The organism is Nocardiopsis oceanisediminis, assembly GCF_048595525.1.
Classification (GTDB): domain Bacteria; phylum Actinomycetota; class Actinomycetes; order Streptosporangiales; family Streptosporangiaceae; genus Nocardiopsis_A; species Nocardiopsis_A oceanisediminis.
This window is the reverse complement of the sequence record NZ_JAFMZJ010000001.1, coordinates 4,992,015-5,011,786: the sequence shown is the minus strand read 5'-3', so window position 1 is coordinate 5,011,786 and position 19,772 is coordinate 4,992,015. Positions and strand designations below refer to the sequence as shown.

Below are 19,772 nucleotides of genomic sequence, written 5' to 3'. Positions count from 1 at the left end.
CGGCGCGGCGGCCCTCCGCCGTTTCCGGGGCGGGCCCGGGGCCGGGCTCCGGGAGCGCGGCGCGGGCCGGGGCCGGTCAGTGCGGGGCGAACAGGCTCTGCCGCAGCTCCTCGGCGATGTCGTCGTCGCCGCGCCGGGAGAGCCGGTCGATCAGCTCCTGCGGGTCCGGGACGCCCGCGTCGGCCTCCTCCTCGCTGATCCGCCGCGAGATGATCCGCAGCGCCTCCTCCGCCGGGGCCGGCGCGGTGTAGCCGATCAGGTGCAGCGCCCTGCCGGTGGGGCCGTTGCCGCCCAGTTCGGCGGCGGGGAGCCGGCGGGCCTCCAACCGGTCGCCGTCCACCGTGATGAAGACCCGGTCGCCGGGCTGGGCGGAGAGCCGGCGCAGCAGCGGCCGCAGCGAGTCGAACGCGGCCTGGTCCCGCCAGACCAGCACCAGCAGGTCGGCGCCGGGGGCGGTGAGGCAGAGCAGCCGGCCCGGCTGCAGCCCCAGGTGGGTGGCGTAGCCGGGGGGCACCGTGACCGGGGCGCCGTTGAGGTGCTCGGCGCCGATGTCCACCCGGTGCCACCAGCGCCCGTCGGGGGCGCGGAAGCAGCGCGGGGAGGACGCGACCCCGGGGCCGGGCGGGGCGGCCGCGGCCGGCCGGGGGGCCTGCTGCGCGGCGGCCGGGGCCGGCGTCCCGGGCCGGCGCCGGATCGGCAGCCCGCTGGCGGTGGAGGAGGGAACGTCGACCAGCTCGGCGCGGGCCGGAGCCGGGGCGGGCCCCTCCTGCGGGGGCAGCGACGGGTCGAGGATGACCCGGCCGTCGCGGATCTCGATGCCCGGAGTGCTCAGCAGCCAGGCGCGCAGCGACTGCTGCCGGATGCCGATCCGGCCCAGCCGCACGCCCGCGTCGGCCAGGGTCGGCGCGTCGCCGAGCATCTCCCGGGTCTGCCAGCGCAGCCGCTCCGGGTCGTCGGCGACCAGCCAGCCGTTGTGCATCCGCCGGTCGGTGAAGAAGGTGATGACCACCCGCCACAGCGGCGCGTTCAGCGACGGGACGTCGACCGGGTGGTCCGGGTGCGCGTTGATCAGCTGGTCGATGGTGGTGGCGGCGCCGAGCCGATCGCTCAGCTCGCGCATGTGCCGGCCGATCGGCTCGCCGTCGGGGGAGGCCAGCCAGCGCAGCAGCCGCTCCTCGACGCTGCGCTGGGCGGCGCGGATCTCCCTGATGTCGGTGCTGATCTGGTCGGCCAGCAGCCGGATGCTGATCGGCTCGGCGGAGAACAGCCGCTGCGCGGCCACCGTGCGCTCCAGCGGGCTCCAGCCGCGCAGCAGCTCCTCGATCAGGTCGACCAGCGGGTGCGCGCCGAGTTCGGGGGCGGCGGGCTCGGGCGGGCCGGCCCCGGCATGGGGGGCGGCGGGGGGCGCGGACGGCTCGGGGCGGTGCGGGGCGGCTCCGCCCGGGGTGCTCTCCTCGGCGTGCTGGGCGCGGAGCGCGCGCAGGGTGCGGATGGCCCGGGACGCGGCGTTCTGCGGCGGCTCCCCGGGGCCGCCCGCGATCTCGGGCGGGAGGGCCGGAGGTGCCTCGTCTTCGGCGCCGGTCGCGGCGGACAGGTAGGCCAGGGCGCGCCGGACGTGCTCGGGCGCGGAGTCGGGGAGCCAGTGCGCGACGGTGCGGACCGCCTCGATGATGAGCGCGGGGGAGGGCAGCGGGGTGCGCCCCTCGTCGCCGCCGAACGGCTGCACGGCCCGCCAGGCGGCGGCCCCGATCACCTCGATCCGCCCGCACTCCTCGGTGAACGCCCAGGTCTTCATCTCGGCGGGGGAGGCGGTCACCAGCGCCTCCCAGCCGCCCGCGGTGGCCAGCACCGCGCTGCGCACCGGCTCGGCGATGTCGTCGACGTCCACCGAGGAGGCGAGCAGCGGCGGCAGGAACTCGCCGATGGGCAGGTGCTCCCAGTACTCGGCGGCCAGCAGCGCGAGGTTGTGCGCCAGCCAGGCGGTGCCCGCGATGTCGAGCACCCTGGGCAGCGGGACGGAGCGCCACCAGCCGTCGACGAGCCGACTGTGCCGCAGGAAGGGGGAGAGGTCGGAGGGCCGGTGCCAGCGGAGGGCCGGGGCGAGGTCCGTCAGGCAGACCGGGGAGATGGCGTTCATCTGCTCGGGACCTCGGCCTCCAGGGGTTCGGCGCGTTCGAAGGGAGAGAACCGCACGTGCATTGGGTCAGTGCTCCACTGTATGCGTCCTTTGCCGGATTCGGGGCCGAGCGGCCGCGATGGGGGGCGGAAGGGGCCGCGGACGCCGCGGGCCTGCCGGAGATCGTACGTCGCCGCACCGCCCATGGGTAGCCCCGGCGGTGCGCCGCGCGGCCCGCGGAACCGCGCCCCGGCGCGCGATCCGCTCCCCGACCGAACCGTACTATGAGCTGCGCCACACGTGCGGCCGGTCGGGGATCGCGGTCAGCGGCGGGTCACAGGGAGGCCAGGGCCGGCACCGCCTCGGACGGGACCGGCAGCCCGGCCGCGTTGCCCGGGTTGACGGCCAGGCCGACCCCCTCGGGGAGCACCTGGGCCAGGTCGCGGGCGTCCAGCACCGCGCAGGGGATGTCCCCGCTGCGCTGCTCGTACTGCTCCTGCGAGGTGAAGACCGGGATGAACACCGAGCCGTCGAGCTCCAGCGAGGGCAGCGAGAGGGCGCCGTCCTCCTCCCGCCGGCCCGACCCCTCGGGCACCGGCACCCACACCCGGCCCGCGGCGAGCGCCTCCAGGAAGGCCGCGTCGGGCGCGGTGTCGTCCGGGCCGTCCCGGTCGGCCTCCAGGACCCGCAGGAGGGCCTGCTCGACGGGGTTGGCGGGGAACCCCGGGCCGTAGCCGGCCGGGGCGTCGTGGCTGGTCATGCTGGACGGATCCGTTCCTTGCCGGGGGCCGCGCCAGGTCACGGTAGGGACCTGCGCCGGTCTCGGTCGGGATTCACTCCCGCCCCCGGCGGATACGCGGCGGTATGCTTGTCGGGCACGCCGTACCCCCGTCCTTCACCTCCGACACCTGGTCGCCGGTGTCGCGCGAGGCACACAGGCGGCGCTCCCAGCCCCGCGCTCCGTCGGCGGAAGCGGCGTGCCCCGCGCAGCCGTGCGGGGCGACGACCGGCCCGACGATCGACCAGCACGATGGGTAGAAGTGACTGACCTGGAGATGAACCCCCCAGGAAGAGCGCAGGCGGAGAGCCCGGCGGTCATCCGCTCGTACATGGCGATCGGCGACAGCCTCACCGAGGGACTGGAGGACGTGGGTCCGGACGGCGGCTACCGGGGGTTCGCCGACCGGCTCGCCGAGCACCTCGCCGAGGGAGTCCCGGGGTTCCGCTACGCCAACCTCGCCGTCCGCGGCCGCCGGATGCGCCACATCACCGGCGAGCAGCTGGACTCGGTCCTGGAGCAGCGCCCCGACCTGGTCACCGTACACGCCGGCGGCAACGACGTGCTGCGCCCCAACGCCGACCTGGACGGGCTCGCCGGCCGGCTGGAGGAGGCCGTGCGGCGGATGCGCGAGGCCGGGGTGCGCGTCGTCCTGCTCTCCGGGCACGACACCGGCTGGGTGCCGGTGCTGCGCATCTACCGGGGGCGGATCGCGGTGTTCAGCATGCACCTGCGGGCCATCGCCGAGCGCACCGGCTGCGACATCGTCGACCTGTGGTCCATGGCGGCGCTCAACGACCCGCGGGCCTGGAGCGACGACCGGCTGCACTTCAACGGGGAGGGCCACCGCATCGTCGCGGCGCGGATCGCCGAGCTCCTCGGCCGCCCGATGGGCCCGCGCGAGCTCTGGTCCGACCCGTGGGAGACCCCCACCGAGCGGCTGCCCAAGATCCTGCGCCGCCGGGAGCACCGCCGCTGGGCGCGGACGTACCTGGTGCCGTGGCTGGGCCGGCGCGCCCTGGGCCGCTCCTCCGGCGACGGCCGGCTCCCCAAGCGCCCGCGGCTGGAGGAGATCGACCCCCGCGGCGAGACCGACCCGCCCCGCGGCTGACCGGGGCGAGCGGGACCGGGCGGCGTCCGCCGGACGGCGGAGAGGGGCGGACCGGGGTCCGCCCCCGGCCCGCCCCTCTCTCTCCGTGCCGGGGAGGGGAGGTCCCGCCTCACAGCGGGATGTTGCCGTGGTCGCCGCGCGCGGCCGGCGCGGCGGCGATGGCCGAGGCCAGCGCGGTCCGGGTGGATCCGGGCTCGACGACCTCGTCGACCACGCCCAGCTCGCGGGCGCGGTCCAGCCCGCCGGCCTCTTCCTCCTGGCGGGCGGCGAGCTCGGCCTCCAGGGCCGGCCGCTCCTCCTCGGAGGCCGAGGCCAGCTTCCTGCGGTGCAGCACGCGCACCGCCGCGACCGGGCCCATCACCGCGATCTCGGCGGTGGGCCAGGCCAGTACCCGGGTGGCGCCCAGCGCCCGGGAGTTCATCGCGATGTAGGCGCCGCCGTAGGCCTTCCTGGTGACCAGGGTGACCCGGGGCACCGAGGCCTCGGCGAAGGCGTGCAGCAGCTTGGCGCCGCGGCGCACCACGCCGTCCCACTCCTGCTGCACACCGGGCAGGTAGCCGGGCACGTCCACCGCGACCAGCAGCGGAACGCCGAACGAGTCGCACATCCGCACGAACCGGGCGGCCTTCTCCGCGGACTTGGACTCCAGGCAGCCGCCCAGGCGGAGCGGGTTGTTCGCGATCACGCCGACGGTGCGCCCGCCCAGCCGCCCGAGCGCGGTGACGATGTTCGGCGCCCACTTGGCCTGCAGCTCGACGGAGCCCGCGCCCAGCGGCTCGTCCAGCAGGCCGTCGACCAGCGGCTTGACGTCGTAGGCCCGGCGGGCCGAGGCGGGCAGCACGTGCGACAGGTCGCGGTCGGCGACCTGCTCGGCCCGGAGCCGCCCCTGGTCCCCCAGGAGCAGCGCCAGCTCCCGGCCGCGCCCCATCGCCGCGGCGTCGTCCGCGGCGGTCAGGTGCACCACTCCGCTGCGCCGGCCGTGCGCGTCGGCGCCGCCCAGCTCCTCGGCGGTGATCTCCTCGCCGGTGACGCTGCGCACCACGTCGGGGCCGGTGACGAAGACCCTGCCGCGCTCGGACATGACCACGGCGTCGGTGAGCGCGGGACCGTAGGCGGCGCCGCCCGCGGCCGGGCCGAGCACCACCGAGATCTGCGGGACCACCCCGGAGGCGCGGGTCATCACGGCGAAGACCCGCCCCACGGCGTGCAGCGACTCCACGCCCTCGGTCAGCCGGGCGCCGCCGGAGTGCCACAGCCCGACGACCGGGGCGCGCTCCCGCAGCGCGTGCGCGTAGCCGGCCTCGATGGCGGCGCAGCCCGCGGTGCCCATCGCCCCGCCCTGGATCCGGGCGTCGTTGGCGAAGGCCACCGCGGGCATGCCGCCGATCAGGCCGGTGCCGGCGAGCACCGCGCCGCCGTCCTCGGCGGCGAGCGGCTCCAGCGAACCCTCGTCGAAGAACGCCTCCAGGCGGGCCCGGGGGTCGCGCGGGTCCTCCCCGGGACCGGGGGCCGGCGTGCGCTGCGCCGAGCGGTCGTCGATCAGGGTCATACGGCCTGCTCCTCGGGCACCGGGGACGGAAGCGACGCGGGTCCGGCCGGGTCAGGCCCGGCGGAAGGCGACGGCGACGTTGTGCCCGCCGAAGCCGAACCCCTCGTTGATCGCGGCCACCGCGTCGGCGGGCAGGTCGCGCGGCTTGTCCCGGACGATGTCCACCACGACCTCGGGGTCGAGCTCGTCGATGTTGATCGTCGGCGGGATGCGGCCCTCGCGCAGCGCCAGCACCGCGGCGATGGACTCGACGGCGCCGGCGCCGCCCAGCAGGTGCCCGGTCATGGACTTGGTGGAGGTGACCGCCACCCGGTCGGCCGCGGCGTCGCCCAGCGCGCGCCGGATCGCCACGGTCTCGCCGACGTCGCCCGCCGGCGTCGAGGTGGCGTGCGCGTTGACGTGCGCGATCTCCTCGGGGCGCAGCCCGGAGTCGTCCAGCGCCGCGCGGATCGCGCGGACCTGGCCGTCGGGGTCCGGGGAGACGATGTCGTGGGCGTCGGCGGAGTAGCCGGCGCCGGCGGCGACCGCGTACACCCGGGCGCCGCGGGCCGCGGCGTGCTCGGCGGACTCCAGCACCAGGATCCCGGCGCCCTCGCCCATGACGAAGCCGTCCCGGGAGGTGGCCCAGGGCCGGGAGGCGCCGGCCGGGTTGTCGTTGTTGGTGCTCAGCGCGCGCATCGAGGCGAACGAGGCGATGTTCAGCGGGTGGATCGCGGCCTCGGTGCCGCCGGCGATGACGATGTCGGCGCGGCCGGAGCGGATCAGCGCGATCGCGTCGGCGATCGCCTCGGCGCTGGACGCGCAGGCGCTGACCGGCGCGTGCGCCGCGGCGCGGGCGGTGAACTCCAGGGAGACCGCGGCCACCGGGCTGTTGGGCATCAGCATCGGGACCGTGAAGGGCGAGACGCGCCGCCAGCCCTTCTCCCGGAAGGTGTCGTACTGCTCGAGGATGGTGAGGATGCCGCCGATGCCGCTGGAGACGACGGCGCCCAGGCGCAGCGGGTCGACCTCGGGGGCGCCGGCGTCCTGCCAGGCCTCCTTGGCGGCGACCAGCGCGAACTGCTGGGTGCGGTCGAGCCGGCGCAGCCGCGCGCGCGGGAAGAGCTCGGCGGGGTCCTGAGCGGCGCGCCCGGCGATGCGGACGGGCAGCTCCTCGGCCCACTCCTCGTCGATGGCGGTGATTCCGGACCGGCCTTCGAGGAGGGCGGACCAGGTCGAGGCGACGTCACCCCCCACCGGGGTGGTGGCGCCCAGGCCAGTGACGACGACTTCGGTGGTGCTCATCGGCCTTTATCGCCCTTCGGGTCTCGTCGGTCGGTTCCGGTCGCGGTGCGGCCGGCCGGGGGAGAGGCGGCGGCGGTTCGGGCCGCGGAGGCGCGGGGGGCGCCGCCGCGGCCCCGCCGCGGCCGCGCCTACTTCTGGATGAAGTTGATGACGTCCTGGACCGTCTTGAGGTCCTTCAGCTGGTCGTCGGGGATCTCGGAGCCGAACTTGTCCTGGGCGGCGACGGCGATCTCCACCATCGACAGGGAGTCGATGTCGAGGTCGTCGACGAAGCTCTTCTCCGGGGTGACCTCGGCGGCCGGGACGCCGGCGATCTCGTCGATGATCTCGCCGAGACCCTCGAGGATCTCCTTCTCGCTGTGCTGCGCCATGGTGTCGCTTTCTCCTTAGTCGGTTCTCGCACCGGGGGCGGGGCCCCGCGGCGGGTCAGGGGATGCGCAGGACCTGGGCCGCGTAGGTCAGGCCGGCGCCGAACCCCAGGGTGAGCACGGTGCTCCCCGAGGGCAGCTCCCCGCGTTCGGTCATCCGGGCGATGGCCAGCGGAATGGACGCGGACGAGGTGTTGCCAGCGGAGACGATATCGCGGGCGATGACCGCCTGCGGCGCTCCGAGCCTGCGCGCGATCGACTCCACGATCCGCAGGTTGGCCTGGTGCGGGACGAACGCGGTCAGCTCCTCCGGGGCCACCCCCGCCCGCTCCAGCGCCTCCAGCGCGACCTTGTACAGCTCGGTGGTGGTCCACCGGAACACCGCCTGGCCCTCCTGGTAGAGGTAGCGGTGCTCGCGCAGGTAGATCTTGTCGGCCCGCTCGCCGGAGCTGCCCCACACCACGGGGCCGACGGCGTCCTCCTCGGCGGCGGAGACCACCGCGGCGCCCGCGCCGTCGGCGAAGATCACACAGGTGGAGCGGTCGTCCCAGTCCACCCAGTCGGAGAGCTTCTCCGCGCCGATCACCAGCACGTTGCGGGCCGAGCCGCCGCGGACCGCGTCGGCGGCGACGCCCAGCGCGTAGCAGAAGCCGGCGCAGGCGGCGTTGAGGTCGAAGGCGCCCGGGGCGGTGATGCCCAGCTTCGCGGCGACGGTGGCCGAGGCGTTGGGGATCTGGTCCTGCTGGGTGCAGGTGGCGACGATGACCAGGTCGATGTCGTCCGGGGAGAGGCCGCCGGCCGCCAGCGCCTTGCCGCCGGCGGCGACCGCCATGCTCACCACGGTCTCGGCGGGGCCGGCGATGCGCCGCTCGGCGATGCCGACCCGGCTGCGGATCCACTCGTCGGAGGTCTCCACCCGCTGGGCGAGGTCGTGGTTGGTGACGACGTTGGCGGGCTGGTACTCGCCGAAGGAGACCACGCGCGCGCCGCGGGGGCGGTCAGTGCGGCCGCTGTCGTTACTCATCGGAGGGGCCTTCCACGAGGACGGCGTCGCCGGAGTGCTTCGCGGCGAGCTCCTTCGCCCGCTCGAGGCCGTCCGGCGTCTTGACGGCCAGCAGCTCCACGCCGCGCAGGGCGCGCTTGGCCAGCCCGGTGAGCGTCCCCGCCGGGGGCAGCTCGATGATCGCGGTGACGCCCAGGTCCGCCAGCGTCCGGGTGCAGGCGTCCCAGCGGACCGGGGAGCTGATCTGGGAGACCAGCCGGTCCAGGTACGCGGCGCCGGACTCCACGACCGCGCCGTCCCGGTTGGACAGCAGCCGGGTCCGCGGGTCGGCCGCGCCGACCCGGCCGGCGACCTCCCGCACCCGCTGCACCGCCGGGGCCATGTGCTCGGTGTGGAACGCGCCGGCCACCGACAGCGAGCGCAGCCGCGCCCGGGCCGGCGGCTCCTCCGCGAAGGCGGCCAGCCGCTCCAGGGTCCCGGCGGCGACGATCTGGCCGGAGCCGTTGTCGTTGGCGGGGGTCAGCCCGGCGGCCTCGATCGCGGCCAGCACCTCGTCGCGGTCGCCGCCGAGCACCGCGGTCATCCCGGTGGCGGTCGCCGCGGCGGCCTCGGCCATGCCCCGGCCGCGCTCGGCGACCAGGGAGAGCGCGTCCTCGGGGGAGAGCACGCCGGCGATCGCGGCGGCGGTGAACTCCCCGACGCTGTGCCCGGCGACCGCGTCGGCCTTCGCGGCCGCGGTCCCCAGGTCGCCGAAGAGCGAGACGGCGGCCGCCATGCCGGCGCTGACGAGGAGGGGCTGGGCCACCGCGGTGTCGCGGATCTCGTCCGCGTCCGCGGCGGTGCCGTAGCGCACCAGGTCCAGCCCGGCGACCTCGGACCACGCGGCGAAGCGCTCGGCCATGCCGGGCGCCTCCAGCCACGGGGCGAGGAAGCCGGGTACCTGGGCGCCTTGGCCCGGAGCAACGATTACAAGCACGACAACCACCCTGCCCTGTAGGACATCACCAGTTGGATGAGGAGCATGACGAAGTTTAGGAGAGACCGCTTGTCGGACTTCTACAACATAGGGGCGGTTAGGTGCTTGAACGGGTCCGGATGTGACCGGGGTCGCCCGATCGGCGGGTCCGGAGTGCGCCGCTCCTCCGGCGGGATGCCACTCTGGGAGCGTGAGCACTGGATCCGCTGATCAGAACGAACACGACCAGGAGAACGGGCGCCCCGCGGAGGAGGGCCCGGAGGCCGGCGCCGTGCGTGCGGCGACCGTGCAGCGCCTGGAGCGGGCCATGGGCGCGCTGGGCACCGCCGCGGTGGCGCGGATGGAGAGCCGGCTGTCCTGGTTCCGCAGGATGTCGGCGGAGGACCGCTCCTGGGTGGGGCTGGTCGCCCAGTCCGGGGTGGCGGCCTTCGTCGACTGGTTCAAGAACCCGGCGCGGGGGCGGCCGGCGATCACCGTCGAGGTCTTCGGCACCGCCCCGCGCGAACTGACCCGCTCGGTCACCCTGCAGCAGACCGTCGACATGATCCGGGTCGTCATCGACGTGGTGGAGAACCAGGTGGAGGAGCTGGCCGCCCCCGGAGGCGAGCAGCAGCTCCGCGAGGCGGTGCTGCGCTACACCCGGGAGGTCGCGTTCAGCTCGGCCAAAGTGTACGCGCGCGCCGCCGAGGCGCGGGGCGCCTGGGACGCCCGGCTGGAGGCGCTGATCGTCGACGCCCTGCTGCACGGGGACCGGGACGAGGGGCTGCAGACCTGGGGTTCGGCGCTGCGCTGGTCGCGCACCCCGGTGATCGCGGTCGCCGGCCACGCGGGGGACGACGGCGAGGCGGTCCTGGAGGACCTGCGTAACGCCGCGCGCCGGGCCGGCCACGACGTGATCGCCGGGCTGCAGGGCGACCGGGTGGTCGCGGTGCTCGGGGTGAACGAGAAGGACGTCCGCGACGACGGGGTGTCGGGGGCGGTCACCGAGCCGCTGACCGAGCTGTTCGGACCCGGCCCGGTGGTGGTCGGCCCGCCGGTCGGCGAGCTGCCCCGGGCCGGCGCGTCGGTGCGCGCCGCGGTGAGCGGGCTGCGCGCCGCGGTGGGCTGGCCGGACGCGCCCCGCCCGGCGCTCGCCGAGGACCTGCTGCCGGAGCGGGCGCTGCAGGGCGACCCCAGCGCCCGGACCCAGCTGGTGGAGGAGATCTACAAGCCGCTGCGCGGCGCCGGCTCGCCGCTGCTGGACACCCTCTCGGTCTACCTGGAGCACGCCTCCTCGCTGGAGTCGACGGCGCGGATGCTCTTCGTCCACCCCAACACGGTGCGCTACCGGCTGAGCCGGATCGCGGAGCTGACCGGGCACATGCCGGCCGACGGCCGCGGCTCGTTCGTGCTCCGGATCGCGGTCACCCTGGGCCGGCTCGCGGAGAGCGGCGAGGAGGCCTAGGCGAAGCGCCCCCGGGAGGGGAGCGGCGCCGCGGGCGGGGGCGAATCGCGGAACAGGGGGCCCGAGCCCACCGGAATCTCCCGGAATGTGGGGTGAACGGCGGAACGCGACGGTTGCCCCGCACGTTGTGACGGGAGAGGATGGGGGCGGTGCCGCGGAGCGGCGTCCCTCCCGGTGGGGCGGGGTTCGCGGTGTCCGAGGCATCGGTGCCGACGGTGTGATGCGGGCCGCTCCGGCGAACGCGCTCCGGAGGTGAACTCCCCGCCGGGCGCGGGCGTCTCCTCACCGGAGGCGGACGCGGGGTCGGGATTCGGGGCGGGCACCGGTCCGCCGCCGAAGAAGTCGGAACTCAGGCGGTGTGGGGGCATTGCGGTGGGAATGATGAGCACGGAGCCGGCGAAGCGGCTGTACCGCGAAGCGGTCGATGCGGTCATGGCGCCCGACGAGGCCGGGCGGCTCTGGCGCACGGTACTGGTCTGCCTGCCCGTCCCGATCCCGATACTGGCGCTGGTCGCCCTGGCGGTGGGCGGCGGCTGGTCGGCCGCGGGCGTGTGGATCCTGGCGTCGGGCTCGGTCGCGGTGGCGGCGCTGCTGCTGGCCGCCGTGGTCCAGCCGTCGCCGCTGCCCGAGGGGCTGTCCACCGGCGCCTCGGTGCGCCGGTCGCTGCACCGCTACCGCCAGATCACCACGCTGCGCATCGCACTGGGCCTGGTCCCGGTCGCGGTCGGCGCCGGCTGCTCCATCGCCGGCGGCGGACTGCTCCCGCTCGCGGCGGCGATGGCGCTGTCCTGGCCGCAGCTGGCCCTGGCCGCGCCGACCTTCTTCTCCATCACCCGGGCGCGCCGCGCGATGGAGGCCTGGGGCACCAAGGCCTACCTGTGGGCCGCCCTGGCGCAGCCCGCCCCGGTCGAGTGGCCGGTGCTCACCCCGGCGGCGGCCTGGATCCGCGCCCGCCTGGACGCCCGCCGCGCCGGGGGCGCGCAGCCGCCCGCCGAGGCGGCCGGGCCCGCGGCCGGGCCGGGCGAGGAGCCCGACGACGAGGCCGAGGCCGCGACCGGCCTGCCCACCCGGCTGGCCGCGCCCAGCGCCGCCCGGCAGGAGCCGGCCGACCTGGTCCCCGGCTTCCCGGTGCAGGACCCGGCCACGGCCACCGGGCCGCGCCCGATCGTGCGCGCCGCGGCCCCGGCCCGCCGCCCGCTGCGCCCGCTCCGCCGCGACCGCAGGTCCAAGACGAAGCGCTGACCCGAGGCGCCGCCGCACCCGGCCCCTCCGGAGGAGCCCCCGCGCACCCCCGCCCGGCCGCTCGCCTCGAGCGGCCGGGCGGCGGCCGTTCCGGCAGGGCCGTTCGGGGGTAGGCCCCGGTGAGCGCGGGCCCTGCTCCGCCCGCGCCGGGGACGAGGGCTCAGGAGGGCAGCGGTGGCGACCGGGCGCTGGCAGTTCTGGGTGGATCGCGGCGGCACGTTCACCGACGTCGTGGCGCGCGGACCGGACGGCCGGATCACCACCCGCAAGCTCCTCTCGGAGAACCCGGCGGAGTACCGGGACGCGGCGATCGAGGGGATCCGGTCGCTGCTCGCCGCCGAGGGGGAGGAACTCGGCCCGGAGCGGGTCGAGGTGGTGCGGATGGGCACCACGGTGGCCACCAACGCGCTGCTGGAGCGGCGCGGGGAGCGCACCGCCCTGGTGGTCACCCGGGGCTTCGCCGACGCGCTGCGGATCGGCTACCAGAACCGGCCGCGCATCTTCGACCGGCGCATCGTGCTCCCCGAGCCGCTCTACGAGCGGGTCATCGAGGTCGACGAGCGGATGGGCGCGGACGGCGAGGTGCTGGTCCCGCCCGACCTGGAACGGCTCGCCGCCGACCTGAACCGGGCCCGCGCCGACGGCATCGGGGCGGTGGCCGTGCTGTGCATGCACAGCCACCTCCACCCCCGGCACGAGCGGCTGATCGGCGAACTGGCGGAGCGGACCGGCTTCGCGCAGATCTCGCTCTCCAGCGAGGTCTCCCCGCTGATGAAGCTGGTGCCGCGGGGCGACACCGCGGTCGCCGACGCCTACCTCTCGCCGGGGCTGCGCCGCTACGTCGGCCGGGTCGCCGAGCGGGCGCGCGGCGTCCGGCTGATGTTCATGCAGTCCAACGGCGGACTCGCCGAGGCGGGCCACTTCCGCGGCAAGGACGCGGTGCTCTCCGGCCCGGCCGGCGGCATCGTCGGCATGGTGCGCGCCTCCCGGGCGGCCGGCCGCACCAAGGTGATCGGCTTCGACATGGGCGGGACCTCCACCGACGTCTCGCACTACGCGGGCGCCTACGAGCGGGTGCTGGACTCCCAGGTCGCCGGGGTGCGGCTGCGCTCGCCGATGCTGGACATCCACACCGTCGCCGCGGGCGGCGGTTCGGTGCTCCGCTTCGACGGCGGCCGCTACCGGGTCGGCCCCGACTCGGCGGGGGCGGTGCCCGGCCCGGCCTGCTACCGCGCCGGCGGGCCGCTCACCCTCACCGACGCCAACGTGATGCTCGGCCGGATCCGGCCCGAGCACTTCCCCCGGGTGTTCGGTCCCGGCGGGGACCTGCCGCTGGACACCGAGGAGGTGCGCCGCCGGTTCACCGGGACGGCCGCCGACATCGCCGGCCGGACCGGCGACGACCGCTCGCCGGAGCAGGTCGCCGAGGGGTTCCTGCACGTCGCGGTGGAGAACATGGCCAACGCGGTGAAGCGGATCTCGGTGCGGAAGGGGCGCGACGTCACCGAGTACGCGCTGACCACCTTCGGCGGCGCGGGCGGCCAGCACGCCTGCGCGGTCGCCGACGCGCTCGGCGTGCGCACCGTGCTGGTCCCGCCGATGGCGGGGGTGCTCTCCGCGCTGGGCATCGGACTGGCCGACACCACCGCCATGCGCGAGCGCTCGGTGGAGGAGCGGCTCGGCGGCGCCCTGCTGCCCCGGCTGGAGGAGCTCGCCGGCGAGCTGGAGGCCGAGGCCCGCGCCGAGCTGCGCGAGGAGGGCGTGCCCGAGGAGCGGCTGCGGGTGCGGCGCCGGGTCCGGCTCCGCTACGACGGCACCGACACCGCGGTGGAGGCGGAGCTGGCCCCCGTCGCGGAGATGACCGCGGAGTTCGAGGCCGAGCACCGGCGCACCTACTCCTTCCTGATGGACCGGCCGCTGGTCGCCGAGGCGGTCGCGGTGGAGGCCACCGGCCTGTCCGAGCAGCCCGACCCGGTCCCCGAACCGGCCCGCGGCCGGACGGAGCCGGAGCGGGTGCGGATGTACACCGGCGGCCGGTGGCGGACGGTGCCGCTGCACCGCCGGGGCGACCTGCCGCCGGGCGAGCGGGTCGAGGGGCCGGCGATCATCACCGAGGACGGCGCCACCACCGTGGTCGACGAGGGGTGGCGGGCCGAGGCGGCGGCCACCGGCCACCTGGTGGTGGGCCGGGTCCGCCCGCGCCCCCGCAGCGAGGTCGGCACCGGCGCGGACCCGGTGATGCTGGAGGTGTTCAACAACCTCTTCATGTCCATCGCCGAGCAGATGGGCGCCCGGCTGGAGGCGACCGCCCAGTCGGTCAACATCAAGCAGCGCCTGGACTTCTCCTGCGCGCTGTTCGACCCGGACGGCGGCCTGATCGCCAACGCCCCGCACATGCCGGTGCACCTGGGGTCGATGGGCGCGACCGTGCGCGAGGTGATCCGGCGCCGCGCCGGAGACCTGCGCCCCGGCGACGTCTACGCGGTCAACGACCCCTACCACGGCGGCACCCACCTGCCCGACGTCACCGTGGTGACCCCGGTCTACGGCGCGGCCGGGCGCGGCGTGCTGTTCTACGTGGCCTCGCGCGGCCACCACGCCGAGATCGGCGGGATCACCCCCGGTTCGATGCCGGCGTTCAGCACCGACGTGCACGAGGAGGGGGTGCTGTTCGACGCGCACCTGCTCGCCCGGGACGGCCGGTTCCGCGAGGAGGAGACCCGCGCCCTGCTCACCGGGGCCCGGTACCCCTCGCGCGCCCCCGACACCAACCTGGCCGACCTGCGCGCCCAGGTGGCCGCGAACGCCAAGGGCGTGGAGGAGGTCGGCGCGATGATCGGCCACTTCGGCCTGGACGCGGTGCAGGCCTACATGCGGCACGTGCAGCGCAACGCCGAGGAGGCGGTGCGCCGGGTGATCGACGCCCTGGACGACGGGGAGTTCCGCTATGAGACGGACTCGGGGGCGGTCATCGCGGTGCGGATCACGGTGGACCGGGAGCGGAGGTGCGCCGGCATCGACTTCACCGGGACCTCGCCGCAGCTGGCCACCAACTTCAACGCGCCCTCCTCGGTGGCCGCGGCCGCGGTGCTCTACGTGTTCCGCACCCTGGTCGCCGACGACATCCCGCTCAACGACGGCTGCCTGGCGCCGCTGCGGATCACCATCCCCGAGCACACCATGCTCTCCCCGTCCTACCCGGCGGCGGTGGTCGCCGGGAACGTGGAGACCTCCCAGGCGGTGACCGGGGCGCTCTACGGGGCGCTGGGCGTGCAGGCCGAGGGGGCGGGCACGATGAACAACGTCACCTTCGGCGACGACCGGCACCAGTACTACGAGACGGTCGGCTCGGGCTCCGGGGCGGGGGAGGGCTTCGACGGCGCCTCGGTGGTGCAGACGCACATGACCAACTCCCGGCTGACCGACCCCGAGGTGCTGGAGTCGCGGCTGCCGGTCCGGCTGGAGTCGTTCGCGGTGCGCAGGGGCAGCGGCGGGGCCGGCCGGTGGCGCGGCGGGGACGGCGGGGTGCGCCGGATCCGCTTCCTGGAGCCGATGACGGTGAGCACCCTCACCGGCAACCGGCGGCGCGCCCCCTACGGCGCGGCCGGCGGCGCCCCCGGCGCCTGCGGCGCCGACCGGGTGGTCCGCGCGGACGGCACCGTCGAGCACCTCCAGGGCTGCGCCTCGGTCCGGATGGAACCGGGCGACCTGCTGGTCGTGGAGACCCCGGGCGGCGGCGGATACGGTCCGCCGGAAGAGCGGGCGGACTGACCCGCCCGCGCCCGCACCGCCCACGGGACGGGCGGATCCCCTCACCCCGGCGACCTTTCCGCCGGACGCTTCGGTCAGGCACGGCGAAGGAAGGGGCAGGGCGGAGGCGGTCACCCGAGAGCGCGGCGGGGATCAGGCCGGGGCGTGCCGCTCCGCGCCGTCGAAGGCCTCCACCAGCTGCCGCTCGGCGGCGTCGAAGTAGGCGGCGAGCCGCTCGGCGGCGGCCTCCGGGCGGCCCTCCCGGAGCAGCTCGTAGATCTCCCGGTTCAGCGCCACGTAGGGGACGTGGAACTCCTCCGGGGCGGCCATCACGTGGAAGACCAGCCGCAGCTCGGCGAGGAGGCGGCGCACCGCCTCGTCGGTCCGCGGGCTGCCGGCCAGCCCGGCGACGGCCTGGTGGAAGTGCATGTTGGCGGTGCCCACCGCCCACCAGTCGGCGCGGGCCGCCGCGTCCTCGGCCTCCTGCACGGCGGCCCCGACCCGGGCCACCGCCTCCCGGTCCGCGCCGCCGGCCGAGCGGAGCGCGGCCAGCTCCAGGGCGCGCCGCACCAGGTACAGGTCGGTGACGTCGTCCCGGGTCGGCTTGGCGACGAACACGCCGCGGTTGAACTCGTGCACCAGCAGCCGCTCGTGGCCGAGCAGCCGGAACGCCTCGCGCAGGGTGTTGCGGGAGACGCCCAGCGCCGCTCCGATGGCCTCCTCGGACAGCCGCTCGCCCGGGGCCATGGCGCCGGCGATGACCTGCGCGCGCAGGACGTCGGCGACCCGCTCCGCGGTGCTGGAGCGCTCCAGCGTGCCGCGCAGTGCGGAGAGCCGGTCCAGTCCCTCGCTCGTGGTCACCCGTCCCCGCCTTCGCCCGCCGTCGCCGTCCGTCCTCCCATTGTGGCGGATCGCAGTGGTGGTCCGGCTCACCGGGGGGTGTGGCCTGGGACGCTCTCCGGAGGTACCATGGCAGCCGTTCGCTCGATCAGGGAATTGTTCAACAATCCTCACATCGTTCGGGCGGACGCCCCCCGCCATTCCCCGCAACCCCCTCCCCGGAGGGCCGGACGCCAGTGAGGACCGTATGAGCGGAACGAAGGGAACCGGCGCGCCCGTGCGGCGCGCGGCAGGGCGCAGCGCCCTCCTCGGGGCCGTGTTCCTGATGGCCACCAGCGCCGTCGGACCGGGCTTCATCACCCAGACCACCGAGTTCACGGCGACGCTGGGCGCCGCCTTCGCGTTCGCCATCGCGGTGTCGATCCTGATCGACGTCGCCGTCCAGCTGAACCTGTGGCGGGTGATCGGCGTCGCCGGCCGCCGCGCCCAGGAGCTGGCCGAGCAGGTGCTGCCCGGCGCCGGGTACCTGCTGGCCGCGCTGGTGGTCTTCGGCGGCCTGGTGTTCAACGTCGGCAACGTCGCCGGAACCGCGCTCGGCCTGGACGCGCTGGCCGGGATCGACGTGAAGATCGGCGGCGCGGTCTCCGCGCTGATCGCGATCGGCGTCTTCGCCAGCAAGCGCGCCGGGATGGCGATGGACCGGATCATCGTCGCCCTCGGCGTCGCGATGATCGCCATGACGCTCTACGCCGCGTTCACCTCGAACCCCCCGGTCGGCGAGGCGCTGCGCAACACGGTCCTCCCCGAGGAGCTGGGCTCCCCGATGTTCGTCGCGATCGTGACCATCGTCGGCGGCACGGTGGGCGGCTACATCACCTACGCCGGCGCGCACCGGCTGCTCGAGGCCGGCGTCTCCGGCCCGGAGAACGTCAAGGAGATCACCCGGGCCTCGGTGACCGGCGTCATCGTCACCGGCGTCATGCGGGTGGTGCTCTTCCTCGCGGTGCTCGGCGTGGTCGCGGGCGGCGCCTCGCTGGCCGGCCTGGACAACGCGCCGGCCGCCGCGTTCCAGCACGCCGCCGGGGAGTTCGGGCTGCGCCTGTTCGGAGTGATCATGTGGGCCGCCGCGATCAGCTCGGTGATCGGCGCCTCCTACACCTCGGTCTCCTTCGTCACCTCCTTCCACCCCTGGGCGGAGCGGAACCGGTCCTGGCTGGTGGCCGGGTTCATCGCCGTCTCCGCCGTGCTCTACCTGCTGCTCGGCCAGGCCCCCGCGCAGCTGCTCATCACGGCCGGCGCGCTGAACGGCCTCATCCTGCCGATCGGCTTCGCCATCATGCTGTGGGTGGCGGCCCGCCGCCGCGACCTGCTCAACGGGTACCGCTACCCGCGCTGGCTGCTGGCCCTGGGCATCGCCGCCTGGCTGGTGAGCGTGTACATCGCCTGGCAGTCGCTGTCCGGCCTGTCCGCGCTCTGGTCCTGACCGCCCCCGACAGAGGAAGAAGGAGGAGGCACACCGGTGCGCATCGACCTCAACTCCGACCTGGGTGAGAGCTTCGGACGCTGGGAGCTCGGAGACGACGAGGCGCTGCTGTCCATCGTCACCAGCGCCAACGTCGCCTGCGGGTTCCACGCCGGGGACCCGACCGTGCTCCGCCGCACCTGCGAGCAGGCGGTGCGGCGCGGCGTCGCCATCGGCGCCCAGGTGGGCTACCGGGACCTCGCCGGGTTCGGCCGCCGCTTCATCGACGTGCCGCCCGAGGACCTCGCCAACGACGTGCTCTACCAGATCGGCGCCCTGGAGGCGATGGCCCGCGCGGCCGGCGGCCGGGTCGGCTACGTCAAGCCGCACGGCGCGCTGTACAACGCCATCGTCCGCCACGAGGAGCAGGCCGAGGCGGTGGCCCGGGGCGTCCGCGCCTTCGCCCCGGGCCTGCCCGTGCTCGGGCTGCCCGGGTCGGCCTGGCTGCGCGCCGCGGAGCGGGCCGGGCTGCGCCCCGTGCACGAGGCGTTCGCCGACCGCGCCTACACCCCCGAGGGCACCCTGGTGCCGCGCCGCGAACCCGGCGCGGTGCTGCACGACGCCGAGGAGATCGCCGGGCGCTGCCTGCGGATGGCCCGCGGCGAACCGGTGGCCGCCATCGACGGCACCCCGGTCCGGGTCGGCGCCGAGTCGCTCTGCGTGCACGGCGACAGCCCCGGCGCGGTGGACATCGCCCGCAAGGTCGCCGAGCGGCTGCGCGGTGCCGGCGCCGACGTCGGGGCGTTCGCCCCGCCGCGCCCCGCGGCGCACCGGGAGGACCCGGCGTGCACGTCCTGAACTGCGCCGACTCCGGCGTCCTGGTCGAGGTCGAGGACCTGGGCCGGGTGCTGGCGCTGCAGGCCGCGCTGGCCGAGGCCCCGATCCCCGGGGTGGTCGAGGTCGTCCCGGCGGCGCGCACCGTGCTGCTGCGGATCGACCCGGCGGCCCCCGGCGGGCCCCGGGCCGTCGCCGACGCGGTGCGCCGCCTCCGCCCCAGCCCCGGCGGCCGCCCCGCCGGGCCCGAGGTGGAGATCGAGGTGCACTACGACGGCGCCGACCTGGGCGACGCCGCCGCGCTCACCGGGATGACCGAGCGCGAGCTGGTCCGCGCGCACACCGCCGCCGAATGGACCGTCGCGTTCTGCGGGTTCGCCCCCGGGTTCGGCTACCTGGTCTGCGACGACCCCCGGCTGCGGGTGCCGCGCCGGGGCGAGTCCCGCACCCGGGTCCCGGCCGGCTCGGTGGCCCTCGCCGGCGGCTTCGGCGGGGTGTACCCGCGCAGCTCCCCCGGGGGCTGGCAGCTCATCGGGCGGACCGACGCCGTCGTATGGGACCTGGACCGCGACCCGCCGGGGCTGCTCGCCCCGGGCACCCGGGTCCGGTTCCGCGAAGCATGAGCCGGGCACCCCGGCGGCACGGGGAGGGCGCTCGGCGCCGGGGCCGGCGATGACCACCGCGGATCGTGCGGCGGGTCTTCTCCGCCTCGGGTCCACTCGCCGCCGGCGGGCAGGGGGCGCGGCCCTGTACGGGGGAGCGCTTCCGGGGCGGCGGCCGGGCCGGTGCAGAGGGGGTGCGGGGATGCCGTGCAGCGGCGGTCGAGGGCCGTGCGGGGCGGGTCTTCTCCGCTCTGCGGGACCGCCGCCGGCGGAAAGGGCTGCGGCCCTGCGCCGGTGAACGGCTCCGGGCCGGTGCAGGCGGTGCAGGGAGAACGGCGGTGGCGGCCGCCGGCCGTGCGGCGGGTCTTCTCCGCTTCGCGGCTCGCCCGCCGCCGACGGCTCCGGGGCGCGGC

15 protein-coding genes are annotated in these 19,772 nt (G+C 76.1%); 7 read left to right on the top strand and 8 right to left on the bottom strand.

The features are described 5' to 3' along the window. Positions 1–76: 76 nt before the first annotated feature. Together J0910_RS21915 and J0910_RS21910 are read right to left on the bottom strand one after the other, a co-directional pair. Positions 77–2,137: a hypothetical protein gene (locus J0910_RS21915; protein WP_420160422.1), complete on the bottom strand. Its 2,061-nt coding sequence runs from the start codon at positions 2,135–2,137 to the stop codon at positions 77–79. 313 nt (positions 2,138–2,450) lie between these two features. Continuing rightward, the gene (locus tag J0910_RS21910) at positions 2,451–2,876 is read right to left on the bottom strand and encodes an SseB family protein (RefSeq protein ID WP_420160421.1); all 426 of its coding nucleotides are present in this window, start codon (positions 2,874–2,876) and stop codon (positions 2,451–2,453) included. A 349-nt stretch (positions 2,877–3,225) separates the two neighbouring features. On the opposite strand from J0910_RS21910, the gene J0910_RS21905 reads away from it, so the two are divergent. Further along, the gene (locus J0910_RS21905; RefSeq protein ID WP_420162049.1) at positions 3,226–4,005 is read left to right on the top strand and encodes an SGNH/GDSL hydrolase family protein; all 780 of its coding nucleotides are present in this window, start codon (positions 3,226–3,228) and stop codon (positions 4,003–4,005) included. Between the two features lie 109 nt (positions 4,006–4,114). Here J0910_RS21905 and J0910_RS21900 read toward each other — a convergent pair whose 3' ends face one another. The 5 genes from J0910_RS21900 to J0910_RS21880 form a co-directional block, all read right to left on the bottom strand. Next, positions 4,115–5,554: an acyl-CoA carboxylase subunit beta gene (locus J0910_RS21900; protein WP_420160420.1), complete on the bottom strand. Its 1,440-nt coding sequence runs from the start codon at positions 5,552–5,554 to the stop codon at positions 4,115–4,117. Positions 5,555–5,605: 51 nt separating this feature from the next. Further along, the gene (fabF, locus tag J0910_RS21895) at positions 5,606–6,838 is read right to left on the bottom strand and encodes a beta-ketoacyl-ACP synthase II (protein WP_420160419.1); all 1,233 of its coding nucleotides are present in this window, start codon (positions 6,836–6,838) and stop codon (positions 5,606–5,608) included. A gap of 128 nt (positions 6,839–6,966) precedes the next feature. Next, positions 6,967–7,209 carry an acyl carrier protein gene (locus J0910_RS21890; RefSeq protein WP_420160418.1) on the bottom strand — a complete coding sequence of 81 codons (243 nt, stop codon included), beginning with the start codon at positions 7,207–7,209 and terminating at the stop codon, positions 6,967–6,969. Between the two features lie 55 nt (positions 7,210–7,264). Next, a complete protein-coding gene (locus J0910_RS21885) occupies positions 7,265–8,230 on the bottom strand; it encodes a beta-ketoacyl-ACP synthase III (RefSeq protein ID WP_420160417.1) in 966 nt (321 codons plus the stop codon). Then, positions 8,223–9,110 (bottom strand): ACP S-malonyltransferase, encoded by an 888-nt coding sequence (locus tag J0910_RS21880; RefSeq protein ID WP_420162048.1) that lies wholly within the window; start codon positions 9,108–9,110, stop codon positions 8,223–8,225. Before J0910_RS21880 ends, J0910_RS21885 begins: the two co-directional genes overlap by 8 nt. A 346-nt stretch (positions 9,111–9,456) precedes the next feature. Here J0910_RS21880 and J0910_RS21875 point away from each other — a divergent pair, with 346 nt between their 5' ends. The 3 genes from J0910_RS21875 to J0910_RS21865 all read left to right on the top strand — a co-directional run bounded on the left by J0910_RS21875 (position 9,457) and on the right by J0910_RS21865 (position 15,642). Next, complete coding sequence (locus J0910_RS21875; protein ID WP_420162047.1) at positions 9,457–10,629, top strand: PucR family transcriptional regulator; 1,173 nt, start codon at positions 9,457–9,459, stop codon at positions 10,627–10,629. 381 nt (positions 10,630–11,010) lie between these two features. Next, entirely contained in the window at positions 11,011–11,871 is an 861-nt protein-coding gene (locus J0910_RS21870; protein WP_420160416.1) for a hypothetical protein, read from the top strand. A gap of 174 nt (positions 11,872–12,045) precedes the next feature. Next, on the top strand, positions 12,046–15,642 hold the full coding sequence (locus J0910_RS21865) for a hydantoinase B/oxoprolinase family protein (RefSeq protein WP_420160415.1): 3,597 nt from the start codon (positions 12,046–12,048) through the stop codon (positions 15,640–15,642). Positions 15,643–15,774: 132 nt separating this feature from the next. Here the strand turns inward: J0910_RS21865 and J0910_RS21860 are convergent, their stop codons facing one another. Then, positions 15,775–16,482, bottom strand: a complete 708-nt coding sequence (locus tag J0910_RS21860) for a GntR family transcriptional regulator (RefSeq protein ID WP_420160414.1) — start codon at positions 16,480–16,482, stop codon at positions 15,775–15,777. Positions 16,483–16,708: 226 nt separating this feature from the next. Between J0910_RS21860 and J0910_RS21855 the strand changes: the two genes are divergently transcribed. From J0910_RS21855 to J0910_RS21845, 3 genes are read left to right on the top strand one after another with little or no spacing between them, the layout of a single operon-like run. Further along, positions 16,709–17,944, top strand: coding sequence for an NRAMP family divalent metal transporter (locus tag J0910_RS21855; protein ID WP_420160413.1), 1,236 nt, complete (start codon positions 16,709–16,711; stop codon positions 17,942–17,944). A 36-nt stretch (positions 17,945–17,980) separates the two neighbouring features. After that, the gene (locus J0910_RS21850; RefSeq protein ID WP_420160412.1) at positions 17,981–18,781 is read left to right on the top strand and encodes a LamB/YcsF family protein; all 801 of its coding nucleotides are present in this window, start codon (positions 17,981–17,983) and stop codon (positions 18,779–18,781) included. Beyond that, the gene (locus J0910_RS21845) at positions 18,769–19,380 is read left to right on the top strand and encodes a 5-oxoprolinase subunit B family protein (RefSeq protein WP_420160411.1); all 612 of its coding nucleotides are present in this window, start codon (positions 18,769–18,771) and stop codon (positions 19,378–19,380) included. Before J0910_RS21850 ends, J0910_RS21845 begins: the two co-directional genes overlap by 13 nt. Positions 19,381–19,772: the final 392 nt, after the last annotated feature.

Excerpts from the sequence above, each read along its gene's own strand:
- J0910_RS21910 (WP_420160421.1), bottom strand. The coding sequence starts at position 2,876 with ATGACCAGCCACGACGCCCCGGCCGGCTACGGCCCGGGGTTCCCCGCC.
- J0910_RS21905 (WP_420162049.1), top strand. The coding sequence starts at position 3,226 with ATGGCGATCGGCGACAGCCTCACCGAGGGACTGGAGGACGTGGGTCCG.
- J0910_RS21915 (WP_420160422.1), bottom strand. The coding sequence starts at position 2,137 with ATGAACGCCATCTCCCCGGTCTGCCTGACGGACCTCGCCCCGGCCCTC.
- J0910_RS21890 (WP_420160418.1), bottom strand. The coding sequence starts at position 7,209 with ATGGCGCAGCACAGCGAGAAGGAGATCCTCGAGGGTCTCGGCGAGATC.
- J0910_RS21900 (WP_420160420.1), bottom strand. The coding sequence starts at position 5,554 with ATGACCCTGATCGACGACCGCTCGGCGCAGCGCACGCCGGCCCCCGGT.
- J0910_RS21880 (WP_420162048.1), bottom strand. The coding sequence starts at position 9,110 with ATGGCCGAGCGCTTCGCCGCGTGGTCCGAGGTCGCCGGGCTGGACCTG.
- fabF (WP_420160419.1), bottom strand. The coding sequence starts at position 6,838 with ATGAGCACCACCGAAGTCGTCGTCACTGGCCTGGGCGCCACCACCCCG.
- J0910_RS21885 (WP_420160417.1), bottom strand. The coding sequence starts at position 8,230 with ATGAGTAACGACAGCGGCCGCACTGACCGCCCCCGCGGCGCGCGCGTG.
- J0910_RS21855 (WP_420160413.1), top strand. The coding sequence starts at position 16,709 with ATGAGCGGAACGAAGGGAACCGGCGCGCCCGTGCGGCGCGCGGCAGGG.
- J0910_RS21870 (WP_420160416.1), top strand. The coding sequence starts at position 11,011 with ATGAGCACGGAGCCGGCGAAGCGGCTGTACCGCGAAGCGGTCGATGCG.